18 protein-coding genes are annotated in these 19632 nt (G+C 39.8%); 6 read left to right on the forward strand and 12 right to left on the reverse strand.

Annotated elements, in window-relative coordinates:
• Positions 1-12: 12 nt before the first annotated feature.
• From B8983_RS11665 to B8983_RS11705, 9 genes are all read right to left on the reverse strand, one after another.
• Entirely contained in the window at positions 13-534 is a 522-nt protein-coding gene (locus B8983_RS11665) for a cupin domain-containing protein (protein ID WP_084285167.1), read from the reverse strand.
• A gap of 55 nt (positions 535-589) precedes the next feature.
• Entirely contained in the window at positions 590-1171 is a 582-nt protein-coding gene (locus B8983_RS11670) for a cupin domain-containing protein (RefSeq protein ID WP_084285170.1), read from the reverse strand.
• 52 nt (positions 1172-1223) lie between these two features.
• On the reverse strand, positions 1224-2180 hold the full coding sequence (locus B8983_RS11675) for a Bug family tripartite tricarboxylate transporter substrate binding protein (RefSeq protein WP_159460896.1): 957 nt from the start codon (positions 2178-2180) through the stop codon (positions 1224-1226).
• A gap of 66 nt (positions 2181-2246) precedes the next feature.
• Positions 2247-3452: an OsmC family protein gene (locus B8983_RS11680; protein ID WP_084285177.1), complete on the reverse strand. Its 1206-nt coding sequence runs from the start codon at positions 3450-3452 to the stop codon at positions 2247-2249.
• A gap of 287 nt (positions 3453-3739) precedes the next feature.
• A complete protein-coding gene (locus tag B8983_RS11685; protein WP_084285179.1) occupies positions 3740-4492 on the reverse strand; it encodes an SDR family NAD(P)-dependent oxidoreductase in 753 nt (250 codons plus the stop codon).
• Positions 4493-5410, reverse strand: a complete 918-nt coding sequence (locus B8983_RS11690) for a dihydrodipicolinate synthase family protein (protein WP_159460897.1) — start codon at positions 5408-5410, stop codon at positions 4493-4495.
• A 16-nt stretch (positions 5411-5426) separates the two neighbouring features.
• Positions 5427-6341, reverse strand: coding sequence for a dihydrodipicolinate synthase family protein (locus tag B8983_RS11695; protein WP_084285185.1), 915 nt, complete (start codon positions 6339-6341; stop codon positions 5427-5429).
• A 31-nt stretch (positions 6342-6372) separates the two neighbouring features.
• Positions 6373-7347: a Bug family tripartite tricarboxylate transporter substrate binding protein gene (locus B8983_RS11700; protein ID WP_084285188.1), complete on the reverse strand. Its 975-nt coding sequence runs from the start codon at positions 7345-7347 to the stop codon at positions 6373-6375.
• Positions 7348-7602: 255 nt separating this feature from the next.
• Entirely contained in the window at positions 7603-7821 is a 219-nt protein-coding gene (locus B8983_RS11705; protein WP_234987033.1) for a hypothetical protein, read from the reverse strand.
• Between the two features lie 867 nt (positions 7822-8688).
• Here B8983_RS11705 and B8983_RS11720 point away from each other — a divergent pair.
• Together B8983_RS11720 and B8983_RS11725 are read left to right on the forward strand one after the other, a co-directional pair.
• Positions 8689-9099, forward strand: a complete 411-nt coding sequence (locus B8983_RS11720) for an HIT family protein (protein WP_084285196.1) — start codon at positions 8689-8691, stop codon at positions 9097-9099.
• Positions 9096-9884 carry a DUF6197 family protein gene (locus B8983_RS11725; protein ID WP_084285197.1) on the forward strand — a complete coding sequence of 263 codons (789 nt, stop codon included), beginning with the start codon at positions 9096-9098 and terminating at the stop codon, positions 9882-9884. The genes B8983_RS11720 and B8983_RS11725 overlap by 4 nt, the downstream gene beginning before the upstream one ends.
• Positions 9885-9900: 16 nt before the next feature.
• On the opposite strand, the gene B8983_RS11730 is transcribed toward B8983_RS11725, so the two are convergent.
• Positions 9901-10392, reverse strand: coding sequence for a hypothetical protein (locus tag B8983_RS11730; protein WP_084285200.1), 492 nt, complete (start codon positions 10390-10392; stop codon positions 9901-9903).
• A 472-nt stretch (positions 10393-10864) separates the two neighbouring features.
• Between B8983_RS11730 and B8983_RS11735 the strand changes: the two genes are divergently transcribed.
• The 4 genes from B8983_RS11735 (at position 10865) to B8983_RS11750 (ending at position 13982) form a co-directional block, all read left to right on the forward strand.
• Entirely contained in the window at positions 10865-11227 is a 363-nt protein-coding gene (locus B8983_RS11735; protein WP_084285201.1) for a hypothetical protein, read from the forward strand.
• A gap of 59 nt (positions 11228-11286) precedes the next feature.
• Positions 11287-11775 (forward strand): HD domain-containing protein, encoded by a 489-nt coding sequence (locus B8983_RS11740; protein WP_084285203.1) that lies wholly within the window; start codon positions 11287-11289, stop codon positions 11773-11775.
• Positions 11765-12211, forward strand: coding sequence for a hypothetical protein (locus B8983_RS11745; protein WP_084285205.1), 447 nt, complete (start codon positions 11765-11767; stop codon positions 12209-12211). The genes B8983_RS11740 and B8983_RS11745 overlap by 11 nt, the downstream gene beginning before the upstream one ends.
• 154 nt (positions 12212-12365) lie before the next feature.
• Positions 12366-13982: a hypothetical protein gene (locus B8983_RS11750; protein ID WP_084285207.1), complete on the forward strand. Its 1617-nt coding sequence runs from the start codon at positions 12366-12368 to the stop codon at positions 13980-13982.
• A gap of 114 nt (positions 13983-14096) precedes the next feature.
• Here B8983_RS11750 and B8983_RS11755 read toward each other — a convergent pair whose 3' ends face one another.
• Complete coding sequence (locus B8983_RS11755) at positions 14097-18140, reverse strand: NACHT domain-containing protein (RefSeq protein WP_084285209.1); 4044 nt, start codon at positions 18138-18140, stop codon at positions 14097-14099.
• Complete coding sequence (locus tag B8983_RS11760) at positions 18141-19397, reverse strand: ATP-binding protein (RefSeq protein WP_200806903.1); 1257 nt, start codon at positions 19395-19397, stop codon at positions 18141-18143.
• Positions 19398-19632 lie beyond the last annotated feature (235 nt).

Consider the following 19632-nt stretch of genomic DNA (forward strand, 5'->3'; position numbering starts at 1 on the left):
TCCTAAATTTGCTTACTTGTCTTTTAAGAATCCATCATTACCAAAAGTTAGTCCTGTTTCATCGGCCATTTTAAGAACATCAGGATGCCAAGTGATTTTGCCAACTTCTGCATCGGTTCCACCAACGATGGAATAGACTACTAAATTAAAGTCATTTGGATTTTTAAACCCTCTCATCAAGCCGACTGGCACTGAGAAGCAATCCCATTGGTTGAGTTCAACCTGATGTTCGGCATTATCTCCCCAAAACACGATCATTTTTCCGTTTAGAGGAAAGAAAACCTCCTCTGTAAGATGTGAGTGCAGGTTAGCGCCTTGTCCAGGCATGATCTCAATTAAGCTCACACCAAAACGATGATCCCCTTGAATAGCTGGTTCAACACCTTTATTTTCTAAAACGCCACGATTAATGATCTTGTACAAGTTTTTCTGAAAACCTGGAATACGACTTTCAATAAAAGACTCTCCGTAAGGTGCAACTTTTCCCCAGCGCGCAATCCGAGTTTTTTCAATTTCTTCTTCTGAATAGGACATCTTTGTCTCCTGTGAATTAAATGTGTTTCTTTGTTGTAAAAGTGTCAATGTTGGATCAGTTACTTTCGCCAAAAGTGATACCAATATTTTTAAAGTTTTTAATTACTTCTGGACCCCAGCGTGATTCAACTTCGGTTGCAATTCTAGGATCGAAAGCTACATCGCCAAAAGTATCTTCAACCTTACCTTGAACCAAGACTAGTAATTTAGCATTGGGAACTTGGGAAACATTTTTAAAGCGTCTATAGACCCCAGGAGGCACTGAGCATAAATCAAATGGTTCGAGAACAACGCTATGTTCCCCATTGTTACCCCAAACGATTTCATATTGACCAGTTAGGCACATGAAGGTTTCTACAGTTCTCTGGTGGTTGTGAAGTGCCGGCCCATTTCCTGGGGGGCATTCAGCAATCGCAACCTCGAGTCCAGGAACTCCGATTACTCCGGGCTTTGCTGCCTTACGCGTATTACCCTCTGGCGCCATGATTGAGTAGACGCTATGCGCAGCTATCATTTCATAGGCCTCGCCAGGAATGCCTGTATTTTCTACTTTAAAGCTTTTCTTGCTTGGGGATAAGTCATTAAATCGAGCAACATATTGCTCCATTTCTGATGGGGAAATTTCTAAACCTTTCATACTGTCTCCTTTTATTTTTTTACAAAATTTTCAAATAATACAAATTAATACACTAATCAACTTTACCTATTTTCTTGAGTGTTTCACCTATTCTAGTCGCATCCAATTTCCAAAACTTATCAAATTCAGGGGCATCTAGGTAAGTTACTGGGATACTTAGGTTCTCCATTGATTTTAAATAATCTGGGTTAGTTGAAAGTAACTTCACAGAATTGCGTAAGGTTTGTATCACTTCATCCGGTGTATTGTTAGAAACAAAAAGTCCGCCCCAATTAGGGTATTCAACATTTATACCGATTTCTTTTAAGGTTGGTACATTCGGTATCAGATTATTTCGTTGACTAGACCAACTTCCTAAAATTCGAATCGTTCCAGCTTTTTGATGAGTTAGAGCATTATTGAGAGCCAAAATAGAGATATCCAGATGACCACCAAGCAGTGCAGTCAGAGCAGGACCTGCTCCTGTATAAGGGATATGCTGTAATTTAATTTCAGCAGCATTAGCAAACATTTCCATTGCTAAATGAATCGGGCCGTAAACACCTGATGAACCATAGGTGATTTTTGAAGGCTTTGCTTTTGCTTCTTTGATCAGGTCATTCATATTCATGAATGGAGAATTGGTTTTGACAACTAATACCAGGGGTTCCGATGATATTAACGCGATAGGAACTAATTGTTTTAATTCATATAGAGGTTTTTTATCGAAAAGTTTATCAGCTTCAGGAGAGGCAGAAATTGTAGAAAGGTTAAATAGTATGGTGTATCCATCTGGCTTAGCACTTAGGGCAAATGCGGTTCCTGGAGCACCGCCTGCACCACCACGGTTAGAGATAATAATGGATTGGTTTAATTGTCTACCTAGATGGTCTGCTAATGGACGAGCGATGGTGTCGGCAGAACCCCCTGGTGCGAATGGAACCACCATAGTAATTGCCCGATTAGGATAGCCCTGACTGAATGCCGGGGAAGTAAATATTAAAACGATGAGAACAAATAAATAGCGCATAAGATATTTAGTAAAACCTCGTTGAATAAAATTTACAGCAAGATGCCAAGACGGCATCCTTAATAATTATTTATCTAATTGATTTTGGTGAATAATTTCTACATCATTGAGTTGTATTGAGTAATGAATATCGTTTTTACTTTCAAGTGCGGCGTGTAAAAAACAGACCTGATGCGCCATCCTAACTAAGTCTGTAGCGATAGAATCACTAAAGTCGCCATCGACAAAAATATGGGTATCGAAAGATAGGTTTTGGTCATTGGTAGGATCTAAATCAAAAGGTGTTAGTTGCACGATTCTTAAAGCATCTAAATCGATCTTATTTACTGATCCGTAGCGATGAAATTGTGTCATAAAACAAAAGGCCAAAGCAGCACCATGATAGGTTAGTGCCGAAGGAGCTTGAAATCCTGAAACATCCTCGTTATGGAGATCACTACGGTATTGAAATACGCTTCCTAGTGGATGAAAAAAACTTGTTTGCACTTCATTTTCAGAATCATTAATAGCAAAACCAGTACCTCTAATATGAATTGTTCTATCAATATCAGGAAGAAGACCTACAGGAATTTCTCCAGGCTTTGTAGGTTCTAAAGTTGAATTAACTTTTTTTTCTAAAATTTTGTTTTTAGATTGATTTTCGGGAATGATATTTTGTAGCGCTTTAATTCTCTCTAGGGGATCACTTACTTGCTCAAGCCCTGATTGCATGCTATTTGGTAATTTAATTTTTTTACCATTTGCTTTGATTGAAAACGTATTTTTCATCGGATAGCGAATTGCACGAATGATTGGAGACTTTCGCAAAGCCTCGAGTGCTAACGCACTCATTTTTTCTTCACTTAAATTTGCTTGAATATCGAATTGAATGACTAAATCTTTTAGACAACTTTTAACATCTCCGCGATAAAAAGAGCCTTTAATATTGAAGTAAGAATCTACTTTAATTGCAATTTTTTGACTTTCAATTTGATTAGCTTTAAATATCTGTTTAACTTGATTTAATAAACATATTTGCACTGATGCATTATGAAGTGCCAAGGGTTGTGGTGCCGCATCCTCACCTCGTAATTGCACACTTTCATCAGTCGGAATTCGCCAACCAGAACTATTTCGGCCAGCAGATACAAATGCTTCCTTTTGCATGCCATTTAAATCGATCGCTTCAGTACAAATATTGACTAACGAATGTGATTTTGAAATCTGCTCTTTATTATCAAATCGTTTAAATGAATAGATAAGGGGTTTATGTTGATCATCAAAATTATTCATAGAATTTTTAAGACAGGCTTGACCTTATCTAGTCTCCATTATTTGTCATATCTTAGTGGTTTGTAACCATCATAGTTTTGTCAGGCGAATGCTCTTTAATACTAAGTACCAAAATTACACTGACTTTAACTCTATGTGTAATTAAAGGCATTTATAAACTATACATTACTATAAAAAATAGATAAAGCAAGACTTATGGTAATCCCTCATTAATAGCTGAACTTAAAAGTGGCATGGTTTAAGAAGTGATCAACATCCATGGACTTATTAAACTCAGTTATGCCCAATCAAGCCACCACCATCCCCCCATCCAACACAATCGTCTGACCAGTAATTGCACTTGCTGCGGGACTTGCTAAATAATAAATAGCCTGAGCCACTTCTTCTGCAGTCGCTAAGCGATGTAGTGGAATCTTCTTCAGCATTGCTGCCATATATTCTGGGTTACTACCTGTTGTTGCTCTTGAAGGCGAATCTGTCTCCAGACGCCCAGGCGCCACAGCATTCACTCGGATTTGATGATCTGCCCATTCAATCGCGAGCATCTTGGTCATGTGCAAAATCGCAGCTTTACTAATGCCATACGTTGATCTTTCCTTGGCACCAACTAGACCATGAACAGAAGCTACTTGAATAATTGAGCCAGGTAATTGGCGCTCAATCAAATATTTCCCAAAGGCCTGAGACATAAAGAAGGTCCCAGTCAGATTGGTTGTCATTAATCCATCCCAATCTTCTAGGGTGACATCCACCGCTAATTTACGAATATTCTCACCAGCATTGTTAACCAATACATCAAGACCACCAAAATGAGTAGTCACTTTTTCAATGATCTGCGTGATACTTTCTTGCGAGCGAAGATTTAGTTCACAACACAGTGCTTCGACTCCCAACTCTTGAAGATGCTGTTTAGTCGTCTCTAAGTTCGAGAGTTTGGTCGCGGTAATAGCAACCTGATACCCTTGCTTCCCAAAGACATAGGCTGCTTGTTGTCCCACCCCATAAGATGCACCAGTAATAAGAACAGAAGGCTTGTTCAATTAAACTCCCCAACCATGATGTTCACTCGTAACGCTCTTACAAGATTGCCATTCTTTTAAAAGAGCGGCTACTTGCTCAGAATTTAACTGATCTAGTGGAACCCGCGGAGTCCCTAGATCTCTGCCTAAATGCTGACTAATGACTTTCAAGCCAGAGATGCCATATTGATTGAATAAGCGATACAAAAATGCCGCGTCAACTTGTAAATCATAAGCCGCTTGGAATTGTTCTTGCATACAAACATCATATAACTCACGTACTAGTTTTGGCGCTACATTCGCTAGCGGGGAAAGTAAACCCGTCGCACCAATTGCTTTGGCAGAAATCATATATTCTGTACCAGTCACTAACTGAAAACTCGGCTTTATTCGTTTTGCCTCAGAGATGACTGCAATCATGTATTGCCAATCCAGACTCATATCAATAATGCCAGCAAACTCTGGTAAATCTCGAATAAGATTCATCGCGAGGTTCGTACTAACTTTAACGCCACTCATTTCTTCCGGTGAGTTATACACAAAGAAGGGTAATTGACCTGCTTTGCCAATCTTCGTGAAATGCTCCAGCAGCATCGACTCTGGTGGCGTCCAGTAATAGGGCACACACGCATACAAAGCACTCACACCGGCGTCATGCGCTGCTCTGGCGAGATCACAAGCCAAGTCGGTTCCTGCCTCACTTACATTGCCGATAATCGGAATCCGACCTTTGGCAGTTTGTACCGCAAATTGAAACAGTTCCTTGCGCTCAATCCCTGTGATACTGACTGACTCACCAATATGGGTAGGGATGGCCAAACCATCAACCTGTTGTTGAATATTTAGTTCAATCAATTTCTCAAGTGTTGGATAGTCAATCTTGCCATCTTTGAAGGGTGTTAACAACGAAGGTACTAAACCAAAATTAAAAGTATTCAAAATGTCATTCCTTTTCTTACCAACCGTGAGGTTCGGTATCAACAATACCTAACTCAATTAAATTTTTCTCAATGAACTTGATCCGCTCTGGTGACGCCGTTGGCAGTGGCGCACTGGTAGGTCCAACGGGTCTACCCATAATCACCATGCCACCTTTTAAAGAGGATGGATATTGATCTCTAAACAAGCTCCATAACTGTGCCAGTTTGTATTGCAACTCACGCGCCTTGTCCCACTGATTATTGATACATGCCTCATACAGTTGCACGCATAGATACGGACAAATGGCTCCAGCGGAAGAGTAAGAACCAGCCCCTCCTAGACTAATGGAAGGCAACAAATACTCAACCCCAGCAATCATCGAAAAGTCGGGGCGAACTTTTTTGGCCGCCTTTAAGATTTCAAAGAATTTTTCACTATCGAAGCTTGCTTCTTTCATGGCAATTAAATTCGGTAAGCGCTCAAGCAATCTTGTTGTGAGTTCACTGGTAAATTCAATCCCGTCCAAATAACTCGGTGAGTTATAAGCAATCATCGGTAAATCAATGGAAGTACCGAGTGCTACAAAATAGTTGTAAATCGACTCGGGTGAGTATTTCCAGAAATAGGGCGTAATCGCAATGATGGCATCTGCACCTGCTGCTTGGGCATGTTTGGCCAGATCAAAGGAATCTTCTACGGCGAGGGCACTGACATGGATGGAGACCGGTACCCGCTTGTTCACGGCTTTAATCGCCACTTCAGCCAGTGCCTTACGTTGTGGCATTGTAAAGTTATGCGACTCGGCCTTATGGTGTGGCCAAGAGATGGCGGTCGCTCCTGTTCGTACATGAAAATCAATCAGTTTTTCAAAGGTCTCATAATCAGGGCTAAAGTCATCATGCAGTGGAGTAACGGGGCTTTGCATCACCCCTTTTAAAACAATGCTCATTGCTGTTCCTTATTTAGTAATATTTGCTTCATTAATCTTTCTCTTTCTTAATATTTGCTTCTTTAATAATTTCTGCCCACTTCACACTTTCCGCGGACATAAAGCTCTTAAATTCACTGGGAGAGGCGCTTGGTGCAATAATCATGCCTTCTCTGGTAAACGTTTCTTTAATCTCTGGATCTTCTAAAGTTTTCTTAAGCGCAGCGTAGATTTTTTCAGTAATCTCCGGTGGTAATTTAGCCGGTCCCACCAAGCCAAACCATTGTGAAACATCAAAGCTTTTTAAACCTGCTTCGGAAAGCGTTGGAATATCTGGTGCTACGGTTGATCTTTTCGAGGAACTCACCCCATAGGCTTTCAAGGCACCATTTTTAATATAAGGTTGGGCCAGAGCGATATCCACAATCATTAAGGAGATTTGATTGGATAAAACATCCGTAAAGGCTTGAGAGGTCGATTTATAGGGAATATGTAAGAGTTTCACGCCTGCATTTAATTGAAAGAACTCCATCATTAAATGCGAAAAACTTCCAATACCGGCAGAACCAAAGTTCACCTTGGTAGAGTTTGCCCGCAGATAGGTAATCATTTCCTGTAGATTATTTGGCGGGAACTTTTTGTTAGCAATTAGCACCCCTGGTACCATCACGGTGCGTGAGATGGGGGTAAAGTCCTTTTCAATATCGTAAGGGACTTTCTCATACAAATGCGGATTGATGATATTCGAAGAAATTAAGGTGAGTAGGGTATAGCCATCTGGTGCAGCATTTGCAACGGAAGCAGCGCCAATATTGCCACTGGCACCAGGGCGATTAATAATGACGATTTGTTGACCTAAATATTCGGATAACTTCGGCGCGATGATCCGTGAGGTAGTGTCTGTCCCACCCCCAGGCGTAGAAGGCACGACAAGGGTGATTGGACGCTCAGGATAGCCTGCGCCAAAAGAATTAAACACACAAAAAAAACCAATAACTAAGCCGTAATACTTGAAGGTTTTCAGCATTATTGTCCCCAAATTCAATGAATTGAATTAATTTTTATTTATTTTTATATGTAATTACTTTAACAGAGAATGATTTTGGAAACGAAGAATTGTTACATTGAAGCTGGATAGATTTGGGTCTAGTGCAAAGTGATACTGACCTTTTTATGATACTTACTTAGGTGTAAGTTCATTCAATCATGATGGGTTGACTCTGGGTAAGTTTAAACTTGAATTTGTGCTGCAGGTAGTTATAACTTAGAGAACTCTATGAACTCAAATGGTTGTAATGTTTGATGAAGTTGATTGCCGTTGCTTGATGAGTTCGGCAGCAGTGATGCGAACAATTTTGCCGTCAACTGTGGTCACAATTGCAGTATTAGTTTGGATTGCTAAGTCTATGGCAGCTTGTCCTGCTCGTTGCATTGCATAGTAGGATCCTGATATATCAGGATCATTAGAGTTACGAATATCATTGTAAGGAATAGTCATCATTAACCTTGATTAATTTGTTCTGGTGGCGTTTTGTCACCATCAAATAATACCTATGATTTACAGCTTTTTGATAATTAGACAAATTTTGAAGTAAGAAGATAGCCCAACAAATTCCTTCTGTGAAGGCTAAACCAAAGGGAGAAAAATCAAGGGATTGTTTTTTAACCCTTTTAAATCTTGATCTTACAATAAAGCCTGGAAGTAAGATTAACAATATTAATGTTGCGGGTAAAGCGAAATTCATCAAGTCAATTTGCTTTTGAAACTACTTTAACGAAAATTTTGATAGTTTTATTGTTCACCAAGAGTTCCATTGTTTCATTATGGGAATGATCAGATGCATTAGTATCTTGTGCTAAAAAATTTGTTAATTTCTCTCTATTCCTTGAGTCAGATAAGATGGTTTTTGCTAATGTACTTTTGAGTGCTTTCATCATTTCATATTAGCAGAAGCCTTAAATGATCAATCGATAAATCCCTTAGAAAAAACAAGACTACAAAATAAAGTAGTCAATTCAAGTAAAGTTCATTAACAGATGTTTTCCTACAATTAAGTAACCACAATTATCCCCATCAAAAAAATTGTTTAACCCTTTGTTGAGTTCACTATTGGATTTTGGGATTAATAAATTGCTTGCAAAGTACTTGGGTTACTTCAGTTAACATTCCCAGTATCTCTTGCCTCAGCTTATCCTCGGGCCCTGCCTATTTGTACTTCATGGAATTCTGATTTCTCCATTCTCATGAAAGTAATCGGTCATATAAATCTTATTATGAAATTGAGAGTTTTGTAGTATCAAAACTTTTAAGGTAAGCTTGACCGGATAAAATCTTGAATATCACTAAAGAATCTAGAGGAAACATAAAATGAGTGAAAACAGACATGACGGTTGTTTATTCTGTAATGTACAAACAATCGATCGTGGTCGAATTGTTGAGGAGAATGATTTGGCCTTGGTGATTCGCGATGCCTTTCCAGTATCTGAGCATCATTCACTTATTATCCCTAAACGACATGTACTCGATTACTTTGGTTTATCCCAAGAGGAAGTGATTGCGATTCACCACTTATTACATTCTCAGAAAGAATACTTAAGTAAGTTTGATGCAACTATCGACGGTTATAACATTGGCATGAATTGCGGCGAAACTGCAGGTCAGTCGGTTTGGCATTGCCATGTTCACTTAATCCCAAGAAGAAAAGGCGATACCGAGTATCCGAAAGGAGGAGTGCGGCACGTCATTCCTTATAAAGGAAACTATGAGGATTTGAGATGATAAAAAATCAACAACACACATTAGGCAAATTGTTCCTTACCTTATCACTACCTATTTTCTTACTATTGAATTCGAACATAGTACTGAGTCAATCGAACCAAGACTTAGTCGTATGTAAATTAAAAAATAATGGAAGCGAGTTTGCAGGAACTTGTAGTGTGCCCTGTGCGGTAAATGCTTTAAAAGCTAACTTTGATAAATTATTACAGTCTTGTAGTGACTCTTCACCACCAAGGCTAGTCAGAGCAAGTCTAAAGAAAGTAGATTTGAGGGGGAATTACTTAGGCAAGATGGAAGGAAAGTATCCCGAGGATCCCACCCGGTTTGAGATTGCCGATAGTAAGTATGTATCTAGCAAAGTTGCTAAATTACCCTTTGGTTGGTTTCCATTAGCATCAATGCAGGAAGAGGGTGATGTCTTACAAGTGACCATTAATGCCTACAAGGTCTTGCCTGCGACCCAAGATGATTTAAATATCATTGATCGATCTCTCCAGCTGCTTGCTAGCCCTGATGTTTGGAACAAAAACGATAATCGGATTTGTTTACCTAACGCCAGTAAGATCAGTTTGTTTTGCGCCTTAACGCAGGCAACGATAGAGGTTTCGGGTGGAGTCCATTATCGACAACCTGCCCATGAAAAAGTCCGTGAAGTTTTGAATGAAGTCGGTGGTGATCGTGTTAAGACACATCGTTTAATGGATTACAACAACCATCCTGATACTACGCTTGACGACGTCAGGAAATTATTAGTCGATGCGAAAACAAGGATTCAGATGAACTAAATTGAGAAAAGTTTTGTTAACCCTTTTCACAGATCCCTTTGTAGCTAGAAACTTGAGGATTTGTGTATTCAGGAACAAAATTGACTTCCTCTTTGACGATTTCACCTGAGGACCGATTGATGAGAAGTTTGACCGTTTTATCGTGACCTTGAGTTAAGTAACTACTATTTACCCTGATACTTTTTTCATCTACAACCACTGACATATGTTCGACAACGTTTTCACTACGGTGATTATTCGTCACAAACGTGAAATCTGGATTATCTGACTCAATTAACCAGACATCACTTTTTTTATTTAGTTCATTGGTAGTTGAGACCGGTATGTACGACACGGTAAGAGTTGGATTAATTTCTTTTAGTGGTGTTTCTAGAGTAGTTCCATTGTTTTGGGTATGTGAAGAGCTTAAGAGTCCCTTACACATAAAAACAATTTTTGTTTCAGCGTTTTTATTACATCCAGTAAGAATGAAAAGACAAATGGGTAAGACGTAGAAGAATTTCTTCATGGTTGTTAAATCACTTTTTTATCATTATTGTGAAACATTGGACTTGGTTTCAGACTTGGTGTTAGATTCACTGGGCAAAGAAACTGTACCATCATAGTTCAACTGCATATTCTTGGTGTTGTATTTTTTTTGAATAACCAATCATGAGCAAGAAAAATGGTAAAGGTGAGGAGATCATTTATTGAATAGCTTATTCATCTAAAAAATATTGTAACTATGCCTTCAACAAATGAAAAAATATCATTTTTATGTAAACTTTACATTAACAACAGCTTCCAAGTCTCTTAGCAATGCTCACCCCGGAGGGTTTTTTATCACCAAATCAAGATGTGATGATTGCGGATAAAAAGCATCGATGACATTCTTTTCGTTTTGAGATTTGCTCATTTATTAGATACATTTAGAGGACTAGCTCAATGGATGAGCCCGCTCTTTTTTATACTAAAGCTACCTAATGAATAGAGGAGAAATCATGCGTGACTATACATTTTTGAACGGTGCTCGTTTTTCTATAAATAACTTATTTCGTAGCTTACGATTTGATATTGATCGTCTTGACTTAAGTTGGGTTGATAGCGATAAACCAGACTTTACCAGAGGTCTTCGTATCGTTGATCACATTGAGATCAATACAATCACTGTGGATGGTGAGGATGCTGATAATCTCATTTATAGTCTAACTTTCCTTTTTGGGAAGGAGGACGGTTATGAGGCCTTTAGGGTAGCTATGGATGCGTATTTGATTGTTGCCTTAGAAAAGAAAGAATTTTTGGTGTCTAAGCAAACTAAGAATCCTGAGGGAAACTCTGAGTCCTCGGAGGCTTTTATCCACTGACTTAGTTGAGTAGCAGCTCAAGAGTAAAATAAAAAGACTTCATTCAGGGATATTCAACGATGGACTTTGATCGTTCAGGATTAGTTGCTTTAATCAAACGTGAATTTAAGCTCAATTGGCATGGTGTCCATGGTGCGAATCATTGGGCGCGTGTCTTGCATCACGGCAAAACAATCGGCACAATACGTAAGGCGGATTTGTTGGTGATTGAACTATTTGGCTTCCTACATGATAGTTGTCGTTTCGATGAACATCGAGATCTTTTACACGGTAAGCGTGCTGCAGAATTTGCTCACGGGATCCAGGGGACTTTCTTTCAGTTAACCCCAAAGCAACTCGACACTCTTTGTTATGCCATGAAACATCATTCGGGTGGAGAGGTGTCAACCAATAAAACGATTCAAACCTGTTGGGATGCTGATCGATTAGATTTGGGACGAGTCAGAATCATTCCATCTCCACAATATCTGTCGAAACAAGCCGCTCTTTTGATTGATACTGCCTATGACTGGAGCATTCAAGTACCAAGAAAGCATCATGTCAGATGAAATGGATGAAAATGGTCCTGATAGTCTTTTAGGCACCATTATTAAAGCCCTGATATTGGTAGCAATCTGGCCTTATCTTTTAGTAGTACTAGGTATTTTCATGGCTTATCTGCTCGGTTCAGTAGCCCTTTCTTGGATTGGAGCACATTGGCTACTTACTTTAGAAGTTTTATTTGGAATTGTAGTGATCTATGGCGTCTTTCGACGCTCTCTTATTCCGAAAGTCTGGAAATTAGTATTTGGAAAAGTACACGTAACTCCCGCAGACAATAAAGTTGCAAGTATTTTAGATTTTCCGGAGCGAAAATTTATCCCATCAACGAATCTTTATTGCTATCAGTGCATTAAAAAACTTAGCATACAGTCATTTGAGATTGCAGGTAAATATTACTGTAAAGACTGTAGTGAAAAGACGGCACTACGGAATCACTCATGAAAGCAATGATTCACTCGAAATTAAGGTAGACTATTTCCTAGGAGACGGACAGACCAAGTTACAGCAGATGAAATAAATATCGGCGTTACTTGAGAACTGCTCATGAGATGAACAACGAGATTAATGAAGAAGACAAATTAACAAAGGATTTGCCATGGAAAGACGAGATTTTCTAAAAGGGGCGAGTGCTGCTGCTCTTTATGTTAATGCACCAAGTGATTTAATGATTTCTTCCGCATCCGCCAAGCCATTGTCTGACAAAAATTGGGATCATGGCCAGGTGCGACATATTCTCCCTACGGTCAGTGACTCTGAAATTCTCATTAAACTCTCTCTAAATCAAGCCCAGAAAAATCCTCCCATTTTACGCATTGGTAATCAGGTAGTGTTCGGCAAAATGACGGATACGCAGGGGGAGTTTTGGCAGTTTTTTGCGAAGAATTTAAAGCCCGCTCAAACTTATCAAATGAGTCTCAAAAGCCAACAAGGTGCACAATTATGTCAGCCGTGGGATTTAATGACGTTCCCTGCGAAGGACGCTAATCCTGGTCAATTCAAAGCATTATTTATCTCTTGTGTCGGCGGACATGAAGCGGCTGGATTTTTACCCAATGAAGTTAGAAATCGCCTCCTTCGACGTGCACTGAGTTTTAAACCACAAGCAACTATTGTGAATGGTGACCATGTTTATTGGGATTTACTTTCTCCGAGTACTTCGAAGGTCAGGTATGGTGGCAATACGGAACGGTCCATCAAGATTGCTGGAACATTCGATCGTGCTGGCCTAGTTCTCGGCGCAGATAATGAGACAGTTCTGAAGAAAGCTGTAGGCCCACAAATTGCTTCTGTTTACGGGGCTGATTTTAGGTCTACTCCCGTATTTTTCCTGCAAGACGATCATGACTATTTTGATAATGATGATGCCTTTGATGAAATCATTACCTTTCCACCGTCTTATTTTATGTTGCAGTTAGCTCGCGCAACACAGTCCATGTATTACCCAGAATTCTTAGCCGATTCGAATCGTCCTAAAGGCCTTCCTTATTCGTATGCTGCCGATCGACCTAGCGGTGTATCAGAAAGTTTTGGCACGATCCGCTTTGGTAATTTGGCAGAAATTCTTTTGTATGACGTAAGAAGAACTGCAACTTTAGCAGGACCATCAGCAGTGTGTGTTGATCTCGAAGTAGAAAAATGGTTAGTCAATCGCACGAAAAGTAATGATGTGCAAAACTTGATTCATTGTCCCTCTAATCCTCCCGGTTGGTCCGCTGGTAAGTGGGGCGAATTTTATCCCGACGTTCTGGGTGACGATAAAAAACTCAGTATTGTGACGCCAAAACCCTACTGGCAGCCAGGATGGTTAAAACAGCATGATCGTTTGATGAATGCACTTTCTGGTAATCAAGCAAGAACTCCTCTGGTGATTAGTGGTGATATGCATTCTATTGCTCTTGGCTCAATGCAACGTACTAATAATTTTGATCTGAGTAAGAATCCCATTAACGTGGCACTCTCCGGCACCGGTGGTACTTATCCAGGTGGCTGGCCATCGCAAGGTTGGCGTAAAACACCAGCGCTTCCATCTCAAGTGCTCGATTTTTCTGAAGAGATTAAACCGATTGAGCAGCATGGTTTTACCTTAGTAGACTTTACGAAAGACAAGATGGTGCTGAGTTTCTTTAAGTGGGATGTGAATACACAATCTGTTGAGGAGATTGATACCTTAATGCCGTTTCATGTGAAGGAATTACCGAGAGCACAGGGTTAGTTTTAGAAGGTAAGTTCATAAGCTAAATAAAGAAAGTCTTTTTTAGGGTTATTTTTGATGGATAAAAATGACTCACTAAGACCAACAGTTACTTAAGGTTGGAGTGAAAACTTGTTATGAATTGAAGGATAGCTCCAAAGTGTTTTTGACTGATTTCGGCCAACTAATATCGAGCACCTTCACAGAAACATAGTTTTGACAGTCTCTAGTGATATGTTGATGAAGCCTCGATTCTAGCTCAGTAGGAGTTGATGCTTTTCTCCCATCATCCCTTGCTGCTGGCTGTTCCGTGCCTCCTACCCACAAGATCAAGTAAACTCCATACCCCTGCGTTTCCCTAGGTGTTGTATAAAGGGGAATCAGTTGAGTTTGAGCAGATGACCAGAGTTCAGAGTGCCATTCACCTTTGATCTCGATGGGTAAATAGTATTGATTTTGATAAGAAACACGTATGTCGGCACGCTTGTCATTCACATAATCGACTTCTGGCTGACATTCAATACCCATTTGAGTAAGATGATTTCTTAGCAGTGTAAGAAGTGCATCGCGACAGCTGTTCTCAGTCTTGTGTTTGTTTACTTTACCTTCAGTCCAAAATTGTCGATAGATATCAGAATTACTTGTTCTTATTTCTGTTGCAATTTGGTCTAAGGTATTCATCACGATAGCTTGTAAATCCGAGGGATTGACTGGAGATTGATTTCTTAGTATTTTTACAACATCAGTAACCTTAGGGTGGCTAAAACTGTTTTCACGTAATCTTTGTAAGAGGTCTTGCTTACTAATTAGAAGATGTCGCTTAATCTTACCAAGTGATGGAAGTTCTAAGAGACGATTGATTTCTTCTAGACTTTCAGTTGTTCCTATTGCGGTGAGTTTTCCGATTAGATTTCTGATGTGATCACCCAAATTCATCGCTTGACTGACAAATCCGCCACCTACTGGCCAATCAAATTCTGCGAACGGTGTCTGAATTTCGATAAGCTTTCCAAGTGTGAATGAACTCATAGTTAGGTCTATTGGTAAAACACCAAAATTGTTACCGATGAAGTCAGATAGGTGTTCTATGCGCTGCCAGGAATGACCTACGAAATCCCAAAGCTTTTTTTCATACTCGACTGGGTCAATAAATGTGCCTGTGAGTAGGAAGTAAACTCGCTGATTAGAATCTAGGGACTTGAGTTTCACCTTATGTTCAATAATACCTAAAAGTTCAGGTATTGAATACTTAAGTGCTACTCTCAGCAGAGATCGTAATTGAGCGAGTTGTGAGGTTTTATTTCGAGTTGGAAAGCCTCGAAGTAAGGCAGGGAGACATAATCGAGCTAGTGGTAAGTATGCAGCATCTTCTTCTAGCGCATGTAGACCATTGATATAGTCTTTTTTTGCTTTGAAACTTGCAATTGAGTAGGTAATAAAGATTTTTGCTACTAATTCAGGTTTGGTTTTAAGTAAATATAAGAACCAATCTTCCGTCGTTTCAGACCCATTTGTTAAATAAAAGCAAACCACCTTTTCTAAAGTAGTGCTATCAATTAATTCAATATTAGATGGATTCTCTGTCCAAAGTATTTCGATTCCAAGTAGGCAAGCCTCCCTAATCAAATAGGATTCCTGTCTGAGAAAGAGTTTGATGATGTCATCCACTGTCGGAATGTCCTTGCGCAAGAGGCAGGACTGCATACCTTCTTTCGTTGCCTTAAATACCTCTTCATAGTTATCGCAGTAATTTTTGAAGCGATCTAATGGAGTATCACCTCTTGTGTCTGAATATCTATTTTGCCAAACATTAGCTAGAGCATTCATCTGAGCTGGTTGTGCCATACCTTGACGAATCTCTGAAATTTTTAAAGATAGTTCCTCACATCGTTTCTTTTTAAGCTCGACTTGTTCAATTTGTCTATTTTGATTAGAATAAATTTGCGCTTTATATCCCTCAGATAATTCACATACTAAAAGAGTTTTAAGCCAACCTCGCCTGACCGAATCATTAGTTACTATAGCAAATAGCATTTCAATCGTCAGTCCACTCTGGTTGGACCAAAGTGTACGAGTGGCCTTGGCCAAATGCTCTTTTGCAATAACTTGATTCTTAGTAAGGCTGATTTGCTGAAAATGCCATAGTCCAATATCTGAAGGGGCTGGAATGCCTTGAAGTACTTGTGAGTCGTTGAAGATCGCATTGAGCGGTTCGGGATTATCTTCGTTTCGATCATAGCAAATACCAAGTAGTCCTTTGTACCGTTCTGGGCGAATTTTCAGCCACTCTGTAATTTGCTTACGAAATTCTGGTTCGTGCAGTCGACCACCATATTCATCGGTACCTAAGTGTAACCAGGTAAAAAGCTCTAAGTTAGAAATTTTGTCCCCATGCGCCTCAACTCCTCGAGCTATTAATGAAGTAAGCATCCGTGAAAGATGAAAATTTTTCCAGTTGATGAGCTGTAAATCACTTCGCTTAGATAGTTGATTGAGCAAGATAGGTAGTTCTGCAATAGGGACCTTTTTTGGAAAATCGTATACCCAAAAGTGCTGGTAAGTACCCATAAAATGCCTTTGAGGGCTTTGTAAATACGGCAATACATCCACTGATGTAAGAGATTTGGGGAATAGTTCGTTCAGCAAAACACCTATTAATTCTTCATTTGCGTTAGGAACTTTTCTCTCGTTCAACCCATCAAGAAATTCGATTATTTCGCTAGTAGTTATTCCTGATATCAGCCAAGCTTCTAGCGCTAGTTTTCTAACACGCTCCCACCTACTGCCATCTGCGGCTATGTTTTTGAGCTCGGTATTTAATTTGGCTTTGGAAGCCGACAATTTAAGAATTTTAAGGATGAAAACAAGGTAGGTCTGAGTAGCGTCATCTCGATTGGTATTTTGTAGGGTAATCAAATATTCATTTTTTAACTCGGGCTGGAAGAGGGGGGCTAGATCTCTATAATCTCTTACATGCCAAATAATGGATGGATTATTTTGAATCTGGATTTGAAGCTCTTGCAGGATTTGCTTTTTACTAGTTACATCCATCGGATAGAGGTCGCTGCACAGCAAGACTGTTAGAGGATCGTTTTTGATTAGCCATTGCCTTGCTTTCAAGCTTTTTAAAGCCAGCCACCCATATAGTCCACGAAGATTAGTAACTGCTTTACCATCAAATCCTAAAATCAGATTGAGTACACGTTGTATCGGTAGTCCATGCTTGTCGATCTGATCCCCTAACCATTGGGCGGCAAGGTACTCAGCTACACTTCGATGAATAGGCTCTAGTCGTTCTTCGTTTGAGGATGCTGGTACAAAGAGCGTTGTATCTAATACAGAAGAATCATGATTGTTCGAGTTGATTTGAAGAGCACTAAGTTCAATGAATAGCTCATTTTGAGCAGTGGGATCGAGAGCGATACCGGATTTGTCACCGAGTAGCAAAATGGCAAAGAGAAATCCTGCAGAATTGATAAGGTCTTCTTGAGAAACTTGTTGAAAACGATTTCTATCACGGTGCTTCTTATTTCCTTCCTGAACAAAAGTATTACAACCTAGTTGATATGCCTCTTCCCGGTTGTTAGGCCAAGAAGTTCCTTCCAGAGCCTTAACTGTTAGTTGAAGTGTTTGTGGGTTACTCAACAACGCACTGATGCCTTGTTTTTGGGCCTGTGCGATGAGTTCTTCCGAGTCGGTTCTATTAAAGTTTTCCGCTAGTAGGTACTTGATGTCTACTTCTTTTAGAGGTGTAAGTGTATAAATACCTAGCTGCCCATCTGGAGATGCTCCGATGATTTCATCTTGATCGGAGAGGCCGTGCCAATCTGCTGCTCGACAAGCAATACGAAAGGCAGGGAAACCCAGTCTCTTCAGCCTGGATCGAACCTGATATAAAATGGTTTGATTGGTACTGCTTGCGCGTGCCTCATCTAAACCGTCTAAGAATAAACAGTGATTTTTCCATTCATCTTCAATTTCGACTGAAATGAACTCAGTAATTGACAAATGCAAACCATTATTTGCCTTTGCCTCCATTTCAAATACTTTACTTTTTCCCGCTCCTGGCTCTCCTAGCAATACCCATGCTGGAACAGATCGCAAGGTTTCTAATTGAACCGGATCATTATCTAGTGAGTCATCAGTTATTTTTTTGACGAATCGAGTGACAAATTTCATTTATTTGAACCATTTTTCAATCGGTTCTAGAAGGAAGTCAGATAAAGTAACTCCGTCCGCTCCTACTACCATTGTTGTAACATTTTTGAACTTTTCAGCAAAAACTTGTATTCCTTTTGGTGCTGCATAATCCTCACTACTCTTCACTTCGATGGCGAGTAATTGTTCTCCTGATGTAAGGACAAAATCCACTTCGTCAGGACTATCTCGCCAATAATATAGACTCGTATTATCGGGTTTGTTGTTGATAAGGTGAGTTCCGACTGCGCTTTCTACCAAGCGTCCCCAGTAAGTTCGGTCGTTTTTTGCTTGCTCAAAGGTATATTTTGACTGGGCTGAGACAAGTGCATTGTTATGCACATTGAATTTAGGAGCGGACGCTCTTCGACGTAACTCTTGGCCCGCATACTTTTGTAGTCCTGTTAATAAACCTGCTTGTGATAGAAGTTCAAGATAGTGAGCTAATGTGACAGTGTTGCCTGCATCTTGAAGTTGTCCAAGGACCTTGTTTAGCGAAACGAGTTGACCTGAGTAGGCTCCTGCACCTAATTCAAATAAGTTTTTGAGGAGTGCCGGCTTATCAACGCGAGTCATTTGCAGAATATCACTCTCAATGTTGGGTTTGATAAGTGCGTCACGAACGTACTGCCGCCAACGAGTTTCATCCTTTATCAGATCTGCTGAACCTGGGTATCCCCCAAAATAAATGAATTCATTTAAAGAAAAGTCGAAAGCTTCTTGCATCTCTTTATATGACCAATGTGACATGTGAATAGGTTCATATCGACCAGCGAGACTTTCGGTTAATCCTTTTTGCATTAGCCAAGGCGATGACCCAAGAAGTACGATATGGAGTGGTAACTGCTCCGCTCGATCCGCATCCCAAAGTCCTTTCACAATTTCCGACCATCGGGGAATTTTTTGTATTTCATCGATGGCTAGGATATGACACTTACCAGCTGGTAAAGATCGTGCCTTTGCTCTAGATTGACTCCATTGGTTAATTAGCCATTTTTCAGTTGGTCTAGACCCCAGTTCTATTTGGGTTGTAGTGGTGACATTGCTGAAAGGATCTAATTCCGTTGATACTGGCTGATCAGTGGCTACAAAAGTAGATGGCATTCCATTTAGTGCTTGCCGAACTAAAGTTGATTTCCCAATTTGACGTGGGCCTGCGATCACAATCATAAACCGTGGCGGTTCACTGAGTCGACTTTTTAGTGTGGCTAAATATTTTCGGCTGTAAAATGATTTCATATATGTGAGTAATTTTACTCAGTATAATGCAATTTTTATGAGATTTCAAGTTAAGTTGTTGATATTTATGTGGTTGATTCGAAACTCCTTATGCTTAAGCCACGTTAAAATAGTGCAGACTCCTAACTGTTTTCATTAAAACGTTGTACTAAGTTGGTTTATATTTGATTGCCAAGGCTTTTTGAGTGGTCTCAATGATTTCCTCTATGGTGAGGACTTTTTTGTTTTGTGTTCT

Source organism: Polynucleobacter kasalickyi (assembly GCF_900176405.1).
GTDB lineage: Bacteria > Pseudomonadota > Gammaproteobacteria > Burkholderiales > Burkholderiaceae > Polynucleobacter > Polynucleobacter kasalickyi.

Excerpts from the sequence above, each read along its gene's own strand:
- B8983_RS11665 (WP_084285167.1), bottom strand. The coding sequence starts at position 534 with ATGTCCTATTCAGAAGAAGAAATTGAAAAAACTCGGATTGCGCGCTGG.
- B8983_RS11670 (WP_084285170.1), bottom strand. The coding sequence starts at position 1,171 with ATGAAAGGTTTAGAAATTTCCCCATCAGAAATGGAGCAATATGTTGCT.
- B8983_RS11675 (WP_159460896.1), bottom strand. The coding sequence starts at position 2,180 with ATGCGCTATTTATTTGTTCTCATCGTTTTAATATTTACTTCCCCGGCA.
- B8983_RS11680 (WP_084285177.1), bottom strand. The coding sequence starts at position 3,452 with ATGAATAATTTTGATGATCAACATAAACCCCTTATCTATTCATTTAAA.
- B8983_RS11695 (WP_084285185.1), bottom strand. The coding sequence starts at position 6,341 with ATGAGCATTGTTTTAAAAGGGGTGATGCAAAGCCCCGTTACTCCACTG.
- B8983_RS11700 (WP_084285188.1), bottom strand. The coding sequence starts at position 7,347 with ATGCTGAAAACCTTCAAGTATTACGGCTTAGTTATTGGTTTTTTTTGT.
- B8983_RS11705 (WP_234987033.1), bottom strand. The coding sequence starts at position 7,821 with ATGATGACTATTCCTTACAATGATATTCGTAACTCTAATGATCCTGAT.
- B8983_RS11720 (WP_084285196.1), top strand. The coding sequence starts at position 8,689 with ATGAGTGAAAACAGACATGACGGTTGTTTATTCTGTAATGTACAAACA.
- B8983_RS11725 (WP_084285197.1), top strand. The coding sequence starts at position 9,096 with ATGATAAAAAATCAACAACACACATTAGGCAAATTGTTCCTTACCTTA.
- B8983_RS11730 (WP_084285200.1), bottom strand. The coding sequence starts at position 10,392 with ATGAAGAAATTCTTCTACGTCTTACCCATTTGTCTTTTCATTCTTACT.
- B8983_RS11735 (WP_084285201.1), top strand. The coding sequence starts at position 10,865 with ATGCGTGACTATACATTTTTGAACGGTGCTCGTTTTTCTATAAATAAC.
- B8983_RS11740 (WP_084285203.1), top strand. The coding sequence starts at position 11,287 with ATGGACTTTGATCGTTCAGGATTAGTTGCTTTAATCAAACGTGAATTT.
- B8983_RS11745 (WP_084285205.1), top strand. The coding sequence starts at position 11,765 with ATGTCAGATGAAATGGATGAAAATGGTCCTGATAGTCTTTTAGGCACC.
- B8983_RS11750 (WP_084285207.1), top strand. The coding sequence starts at position 12,366 with ATGGAAAGACGAGATTTTCTAAAAGGGGCGAGTGCTGCTGCTCTTTAT.
- B8983_RS11755 (WP_084285209.1), bottom strand. The coding sequence starts at position 18,140 with ATGAAATTTGTCACTCGATTCGTCAAAAAAATAACTGATGACTCACTA.
- B8983_RS11760 (WP_200806903.1), bottom strand. The coding sequence starts at position 19,397 with ATGAAATCATTTTACAGCCGAAAATATTTAGCCACACTAAAAAGTCGA.